This is a genomic window from Ideonella azotifigens, from assembly GCF_006519715.1.
GTDB lineage: Bacteria > Pseudomonadota > Gammaproteobacteria > Burkholderiales > Burkholderiaceae_C > Ideonella > Ideonella azotifigens.
Map to the genome: position 1 here is coordinate 1 of NZ_VIDT01000266.1, position 6,962 is coordinate 6,962.

Annotated in this window: 9 protein-coding genes; 1 reads left to right on the top strand and 8 read right to left on the bottom strand. The window is 65.0% G+C overall.

The features are described from left to right. The coding region (locus FKP22_RS16300; protein ID WP_170200928.1) for an SURF1 family cytochrome oxidase biogenesis protein at positions 1-331 on the bottom strand (331 nt) is incomplete at its 3' end. A gap of 51 nt (positions 332-382) precedes the next feature. Between FKP22_RS16300 and FKP22_RS16305 the strand changes: the two genes are divergently transcribed. Then, positions 383-604, top strand: a complete 222-nt coding sequence (locus FKP22_RS16305; protein ID WP_211361429.1) for a twin transmembrane helix small protein — start codon at positions 383-385, stop codon at positions 602-604. Positions 605-659: 55 nt separating this feature from the next. Here the strand turns inward: FKP22_RS16305 and FKP22_RS16310 are convergent, their stop codons facing one another. The 7 genes from FKP22_RS16310 to FKP22_RS16335 all read right to left on the bottom strand — a co-directional run bounded on the left by FKP22_RS16310 (position 660) and on the right by FKP22_RS16335 (position 6,848). Then, the gene (locus tag FKP22_RS16310) at positions 660-1,556 is read right to left on the bottom strand and encodes a cytochrome c oxidase subunit 3 (protein WP_375140588.1); all 897 of its coding nucleotides are present in this window, start codon (positions 1,554-1,556) and stop codon (positions 660-662) included. A gap of 40 nt (positions 1,557-1,596) precedes the next feature. Continuing rightward, entirely contained in the window at positions 1,597-1,842 is a 246-nt protein-coding gene (locus FKP22_RS16315) for a DUF2970 domain-containing protein (RefSeq protein ID WP_141288517.1), read from the bottom strand. Positions 1,843-1,951: 109 nt separating this feature from the next. Further along, positions 1,952-2,578, bottom strand: coding sequence for a cytochrome c oxidase assembly protein (locus tag FKP22_RS16320; RefSeq protein ID WP_141288518.1), 627 nt, complete (start codon positions 2,576-2,578; stop codon positions 1,952-1,954). A 44-nt stretch (positions 2,579-2,622) separates the two neighbouring features. Further along, positions 2,623-2,736, bottom strand: a complete 114-nt coding sequence (locus tag FKP22_RS34585) for a cytochrome oxidase small assembly protein (RefSeq protein ID WP_425551828.1) — start codon at positions 2,734-2,736, stop codon at positions 2,623-2,625. Positions 2,737-2,766: 30 nt separating this feature from the next. Further along, positions 2,767-4,389, bottom strand: a complete 1,623-nt coding sequence (ctaD, locus tag FKP22_RS16325) for a cytochrome c oxidase subunit I (protein ID WP_141288519.1) — start codon at positions 4,387-4,389, stop codon at positions 2,767-2,769. A 29-nt stretch (positions 4,390-4,418) separates the two neighbouring features. After that, positions 4,419-5,588, bottom strand: a complete 1,170-nt coding sequence (coxB, locus tag FKP22_RS16330) for a cytochrome c oxidase subunit II (protein WP_141288520.1) — start codon at positions 5,586-5,588, stop codon at positions 4,419-4,421. A gap of 363 nt (positions 5,589-5,951) precedes the next feature. After that, positions 5,952-6,848 (bottom strand): methyltransferase domain-containing protein, encoded by an 897-nt coding sequence (locus FKP22_RS16335; RefSeq protein ID WP_141288521.1) that lies wholly within the window; start codon positions 6,846-6,848, stop codon positions 5,952-5,954. Positions 6,849-6,962 lie beyond the last annotated feature (114 nt).

The window sequence follows — 6,962 nt, forward strand, 5'->3', positions numbered from 1 at the left end:
CGTCGCCAGTGGCCAGGCGCAGCGGCGTCAGCATGAAGAATCCGGGCCGTCCCTGCATCTGCCGGTTGTCGAGGAAGACGGTGGCGCCGGGCACCCAGTGGCCTGTGAGCGTGATGGGGCGATAGGCCTGCTCGTCGGCCTGCAACTGGGTGCGTGCCAGGCTGTCGTTGCCCAGCGCCGGCAGCTGGCCGTGTTCGTTAATCTCCGCCTGCAGCGCCAGCTTCTGTTTGGCGCGGTCCAGTTGCCACAAGCCCATGCGGGCCATCAAGGCCATGCCCAACAAGGCAGCCAGCAACACCAGTCCGCGACGTTGGCCGGCCGTCATTGCCATGCGGCAAACCCTGCCCATTCCCGGGTCCGGCGAACGCAAATAATGCTCGGCATGAAAATCGTGATCCTGCTGGCGCTGTTCGCCATTGTCGTGGTGCTGGCCAGCGCCGGTGTGTTCATGCTGCGCCGGCCTGGCAGCGACGGGGCCCAACACAAGCGCATGGCGAGGGCCCTGGCGTTGCGCGTGGGGCTGTCGATCACGCTGTTCCTGCTGGTGCTGCTGGCCTGGCAGATGGGCTGGATCGAGCCGCGCGGCATTCCGCTGGGGCGGTGAAGCCGGCACAAAAAACGCCGCGTCGAGCGGCGTTTCTGTCAATCGCCGAGCGAGCTCACATCCAGTAGACGACCAGGTACAGGCCCAGCCACACCACGTCCACGAAGTGCCAGTACCAGGCGGCGCCTTCGAAGCCGAAGTGGCGCTGCGGCGTGAAGTGGCCCTTGCTCAATCGGATGGTGATGAACAGCAGCATCAGCATGCCGACGAACACGTGGAAACCGTGGAAGCCGGTCAGCATGAAGAAGGTCGAGCCATAAATCCCGGAGCTGAGCTTGAGGTTCAGCTCGGTGTAGGCATGGTGGTACTCGTAGACCTGGAAGCCCAGGAACAGGATGCCCAGCAGCACGGTCACGCACATCCAGGCAACCGTCTTGCTGCGGTGGCCGGCGATCAGCGCGTGGTGGGCAATCGTCAGCGTGACGCCGGAGGTCAGCAGGATGCCGGTGTTGATGGTCGGGATGGGCCACGGGCCCATGGTGGTGAACGGCGCCACTGTGCCTGCCGGCGAAGCGGTCATGCCGGCGGCAGTGCTGGGCCACACGGCCTTGAAGTCCGGCCACAGCAGCTGGTTCTCGATGCTGCCCAGCGACGGCAGCGCATGTACGCGAGCCCAGTACAAGGCGCCGAAGAAGGCCGCGAAGAACATCACCTCCGAGAAGATGAACCAGCTCATGCTCCAGCGGTAGGAAACGTCGATGCGGTCCGAATACTGGCCCGATTCGCTTTCGCCAATCGCCTGGCTGAACCACTGGAACAGCACGGTCAGCCAGATCAGCAGGCCGGCCGCCAGCGAATACGCGCCCCAGCCGTGGCCGTTGACCCACTGGCCGGCACCGAGGATGACGAAAAACAGGCCAACGGCCGCCATCACCGGGTGTCGCGATGGCGCCGGGATGAAGTAGTACGGCGCGGTGCCTGGGCTGCCGGCAGCGGGCATGTGAGCGGACATGTTCGGGGTCTCCTCGTCTTCTCTCGAAACTTTGAAATTGCTAGGCGCTGGCGGCCGCGCCGCTGCCCACCACCCAGTTCGCCAGCAGCACCAGCGCCAGCACGAACAACGCCGCGCCAATGACCGCCGCCACCACCAGGTGCAGCGGATTGAGCTGGCCCAGGTCGCGCTCGTAATCCGTGCCGCGGCGCACACCAAAGAAGGACCAGGCGACCGCCTTCAGCGTGCCCAGGAACGAGCCTTTGCGCGCCAGCAGCGAAGGTTCAGCAGCGGGCTTGTCGGTCATGTCAGCCCCTCGTCCAACGAATACGTCGGCCGATCCCCCGAGGGGATGCGGGCCAGCTTGGGAGCGGCCCGGCGCCCGGCCCGCGCGGAACAGGATGATGCAAAGGGGTTCATGACGGCGCTCGCACGGCGTCCGCCAGCACAGGCGACGGTGCCTGCGCGGTGTGCCCGGCCGGTGCCGCTGGCACTTTGCCGCCGACCTCGAAGAAGGTGTAGGACAGCGTGATCGTGGTCACGTCCTTGGGCAGCTTCGGGTCCAGGTAGAACACCACCGGCCACTGCCTGCCTTCACCAGGCGCCAGCACGTACTCGTTAAAGCAGAAGCATTCGAGCTTGTTGAAATACGGCGAGGCCTGGTGCGGCGCGTAGCTGGGAATGGCCTGCGCGGCCATCGTGCGGTCCTGCACATTGCGGAACTGGTACATCACGGTCGCCATCTCGCCCGGGTGCACCTGCAGCGAATTGACCGCCGGCTTGAACTCCCACGGCCCGCGTGCATTGGCGTCGAACTCCACCGTCACGGTGCGGCTCATGTCCACCTGCGTATTGGCCGGCAGCTTGCGCGCGCCGCCACCGCCATTCGGCTCGGCCAGTGACAGCACGTTGATGCCCAGCGCTTCGCAGATGTGCTTGTACAGCGGCACCAGCGCATAGCCAAACGCGAACATGCAAAACGTCACGACCAGCAGCTTGGCCGTCATCTGCAGGTTGTCGCGGCGCAGGGCGGTCAGTTTCATGGATGAAGCGGCAGACCGTCAGAGGAAAGCAAGCGGGCCTGCACTCAGTGGCCTTGGGTCAGCAAGACCTTGAGCACAAAGCCGACACCCAGCGAGATCGAGATCGTCGCCAGGATCAGGGCCAGCCGCAGGTTGGCCTTGCGTTGTTCGGGGGTCAGGGCCACGGAGGTGCGTACTCGGAAATGCGATCAGCCGATGATGCGCGTGGCGCTGGCGTCCAGCTTGGGCGGGGTTTCGAAGGTGTGGAACGGGGCCGGCGACGGCACTTCCCATTCCAGGCCCTCGGCACCTTCCCAAGGCTTTTGCGGCGCAGGCTCGCCCTTGCCGCGCATCGCAGGCACGACCACGAACAGGAAGAAATAGACCTGCATCAGCCCGAAGCCGAAGGCGCCGATGGAGGCCAGCGCATTGAAGTCGGCGAACTGCATCGGGTAGTCGGCATAGCGGCGGGGCATGCCGGCCAGACCCAGGAAGTGCATCGGGAAGAAGGTCACGTTGAAGAAGATCAGCGAGCCCCAGAAGTGGATCTTGCCGCGAGTCTCCGAATACATCACGCCGGTCCACTTGGGCGACCAGTAGTAATAGCCGGCGAACATGCCGTACAGCGAGCCGGCCACCAGCACGTAGTGGAAGTGGGCGACGACGTAGTAGGTGTCCTGCAGCTGCTGGTCGATCGGCGCCATCGACAGGATCAGGCCGGTGAAGCCGCCCATCGAGAACACGAACAGGAAGCCGACTGCGAACAGCATCGGCGTCTCGAAGGTCATCGAGCCACGCCACATCGTGGCGATCCAGTTGAAGACCTTCACGCCCGTGGGCACCGCGATCAGCATAGTCGCGTACATGAAGAACAACTGGCCCGTCACCGGCATGCCGGTGGTGTACATGTGGTGGGCCCAGACGATGAAGGACAGGATGGCGATCGAGCCGGTCGCGTAGACCATCGAGGTATAGCCGAACAGCTTCTTGCGCGCGAACGCCGGGATGATGGCGCTGACAATGCCGAAGGCCGGCAGGATCATGATGTAGACCTCCGGGTGCCCGAAGAACCAGAAGATGTGCTGGTACATGATCGGGTCGCCACCGCCGGCCGGATTGAAGAAGCTGGTGCCGAAGTGGCGGTCGGTCAGCGTCATCGTGATCGCGCCGGCCAGCACCGGCATCACGGCGATCAGCAGGTAGGCGGTGATCAGCCAGGTCCAGGCGAACAGCGGCATCTTCATCAGCGTCATGCCGGGCGCGCGCATGTTCAGGATGGTGACGATGATGTTGATCGAACCCATGATGGACGAGGCGCCCATGATGTGCATCGCGAAGATGCCGGCGTCCATCGACGGGCCCATCTGCAGCGTCAGCGGCGCGTAAAGCGTCCAGCCGGCCGCCGGTGCGCCACCGGGCATGAAGAACGATGAAACCAGCATCAGCGCGGCCGGGATCAGCAGCCAGAAGCTGAAGTTGTTCATGCGCGCGAAAGCCATGTCCGCCGCGCCGATCTGCAGCGGGATCATCCAGTTCGCGAAGCCGACGAAGGCCGGCATGATGGCCCCGAACACCATGATCAGCCCGTGCATGGTGGTGAACTGGTTGAACAGTTCGGGGTTGAAGAACTGAAGGCCAGGCTTGAACAGCTCGGCCCGGATGCACAGCGCCAGGATGCCGCCGATGATCAGCATCGTGAAGCTGAACAGCAGGTACAGCGTGCCGATGTCCTTGTGGTTGGTCGCAAAGACCCAGCGGCGCCAGCCATGGGGATGCCCATGGTCGTCGTGCGCGTGGCCGTGATCCCCGTGATGGTCGAGAACAGCACTCATGACTTTTCCTTTTCAGATCGCTCGGGGATTCAAGGCTGCTTGCGGGCCGCAACAACTTCGGCCGGCTGCACCGTCTGGCCGGTCTTGTTGCTCCAGCTGTTCTTGGTGTAGGTCACCACCGCGGCGATCTCGGTGTCGGAGAGCTGCTTCCACGACGGCATGGCGCCATTGTTCTGGCCGTTCAGCAGCACATGGACCTGCACCGTCTTGTCGGCATCCAGCACCTTGGGCGAGCCGTCCAGCGGCTTGATCGGGCCGGCGCCCTTGCCGTCTGGCTTGTGGCAGACGGCGCAGTTGGCGGTGTAGACCTTCTCGCCGCGGGCGATCAGCGCGGCCTGTTCCCAGACCTTGCCCGGATCGTCGGCCTTGGCGGCGATCTCCTTCTTCTTGCCGTCGACCCACTTGCTGTAGTCCTCGGTGGAGACAACGCGCACATGGATCGGCATGTAGGCGTGTTCCTTGCCACACAGCTCGGCGCACTGGCCGTAGTAGTCGCCCACCTTCTCGGCCTTGAACCATGTGTCGCGCACGAAGCCGGGAATGGCGTCCTGCTTGACGCCGAAGGCCGGCACCATCCACGCGTGGATCACGTCGTTGGCGGTGGTGATGACACGCACCTTCTTGTTGACCGGCACGACCACCGGGTTGTCGACCTTCAGCAGGTAGTTGTCGCCCTGCGGCGCGCCTGCGTCGGACATCTCGCGCTGCGCGGTGTCCAGCGTGGCCAGGAAGCTGATGCCCTCGCCTTCGCCCTTGAGATAGTCGTAGCCCCACTTCCACTGGTAGCCGGTGGCCTTGATGGTCAGGTCGGCGTTGCTGGTGTCCTTCTCGGCGACCACCGTCTTGGTGGCCGCGAAGCCCATCACCGTGACGATGATGAACGGCACGATGGTCCAGGCGATCTCCACGCCAACGCTCTCGTGGAAGTTCGCCGGCTTGGCGCCCAGCGACTTGCGGTGCTTCAGGATGGAATAGAACATCACCCCGAAGACCAGCACGAAGATCACCAGACAGACGATCATCAGCCCGTAGTGCAGGTTCTGGATGTCGGTGGCAATGCGTGTCACCGGGGCCTGCAGGTCCATCTGGTTGACGCCCGGGCCACCCGGTAGGTCATTGACCGGCGCCGCGATTGCCGCGCCAACCAGCAGCGGGGCGACCAGCGCCAGGGCTGTGCGCGTGACGTTCTTGCAAAGCATGGTCGTCATCATCATCGTTGTCGTCAGTTCCGTTCCAAACCCATGATCACACTGACTGCCGCAGCGTGCCCCTGATCTTCTCCGTCGTCTCGCACACCCTCAGCCGCGGCGAGCGGACCGCCAGCCCGGCAGCGCACATCGGGCAGTCCGGCCCAGCGGCCATCGCAACCGGGCTCGGCGAGCAGGCTACCGCGAATCGGGGGTCGGCCGCATCAGGTCCAGTACCGCCCCGCGTATGGACAGTGACGCGCGCGCGAACCCGAACAGCCCACACTGACCGGGCCACCGGTCTTCAATCGATCGACCGACGAAGATCCGGGCACCCAGGACTGATCAATATCAATCAGGAAATTCTATCCGAGCCTATTTGCGGCCACCGGACTTGCGCAACATCAATTTCATCGCATCCAGGCCGACGCTGGTCTCAGCGGCCACCTGTGGTCCACGGTCCGGCGCACGGAAGGCGTGACCGTAGACAAGCTCAAGCTCCAGCGCGATGCGGCCGTCAGCACCGGCCCGCGCACGCAATGCCGCGAGCAAGCGCTCGCGCCAGCGTGGCGTGCGCAGGCCGGCGAGGCGCTGTGGCTCGGTGTTGCCGCCCCACTCGCGCAGCTCTTCGAGCAGGCGCGTCGGGTCGGCATAGGTCAGCGTCAGGACCTCCTGGTCCATCACCGGATCGGCAAAACCGGCCTCGACCATCATGTCGCCCAAGTCGTGCATGTCGACAAACGGCGCATGCGGTAAAGGCCAGCCCGCCGCCGCATAGACCGCGCGCAGCATCGCCAGCGAGCCAGGGCCCACGGTCGAGAACATCACGAAGCCATCCGGCTTCAGCGCCTGGCGCCAGGCGCGCAGCGTTTGCGGTGGCTCGGCCTCGTGATGCAGCAGCATGTTGGACCAGAGCAGGTCGGCACTCTCGGCAGGCACTGCCGCGGGCGCAACGCGCGGCAATGCAGCGGACGCCCCGCGAAAGCGCGCCCACCAACCGGGGCGCTGCGGCGTGGCAGCGGCATCGCTGGCAGTGGCGTCCACCACGGTGATCGTGGCCTCGGGGTTGGCTGCTACCAGCGCCTCGGACGGCGGGCCGGCGTCCAGCGACCAGTCCAGCACCTGGGCCGGCGTGCGCAGGATCAGCGACAGCCGCTCGGCCATGCGGCGCGCGACTTCCTGATGCAGCCAGGGCATCTGACCAGCCTGAAGACGGCGCTGCATCACGCGGCGCAGGGCGGCTGGATCGAGCCGGGACGAAGAAGCGGACATGGACACCGGCTCGGAGGCTGAGAATTTTTCGGGCGCGCCAGTATATTGAGGCCCACATGTCCTGGCTTGCCACGGGTCGCTGGCCCGCACCCTGCCCCATCTGCCGCCAGTGGA

What these genes read in the sequence shown, in the direction of transcription:
- FKP22_RS16305 (WP_211361429.1), top strand. Translation starts at nt 383, where the DNA reads ATGAAAATCGTGATCCTGCTGGCGCTGTTCGCCATTGTCGTGGTGCTG.
- FKP22_RS16315 (WP_141288517.1), bottom strand. Translation starts at nt 1,842, where the DNA reads ATGACCGACAAGCCCGCTGCTGAACCTTCGCTGCTGGCGCGCAAAGGC.
- FKP22_RS16320 (WP_141288518.1), bottom strand. Translation starts at nt 2,578, where the DNA reads ATGAAACTGACCGCCCTGCGCCGCGACAACCTGCAGATGACGGCCAAG.
- ctaD (WP_141288519.1), bottom strand. Translation starts at nt 4,389, where the DNA reads ATGAGTGCTGTTCTCGACCATCACGGGGATCACGGCCACGCGCACGAC.
- FKP22_RS16335 (WP_141288521.1), bottom strand. Translation starts at nt 6,848, where the DNA reads ATGTCCGCTTCTTCGTCCCGGCTCGATCCAGCCGCCCTGCGCCGCGTG.
- FKP22_RS16310 (WP_375140588.1), bottom strand. Translation starts at nt 1,556, where the DNA reads ATGTCCGCTCACATGCCCGCTGCCGGCAGCCCAGGCACCGCGCCGTAC.
- coxB (WP_141288520.1), bottom strand. Translation starts at nt 5,588, where the DNA reads ATGCTTTGCAAGAACGTCACGCGCACAGCCCTGGCGCTGGTCGCCCCG.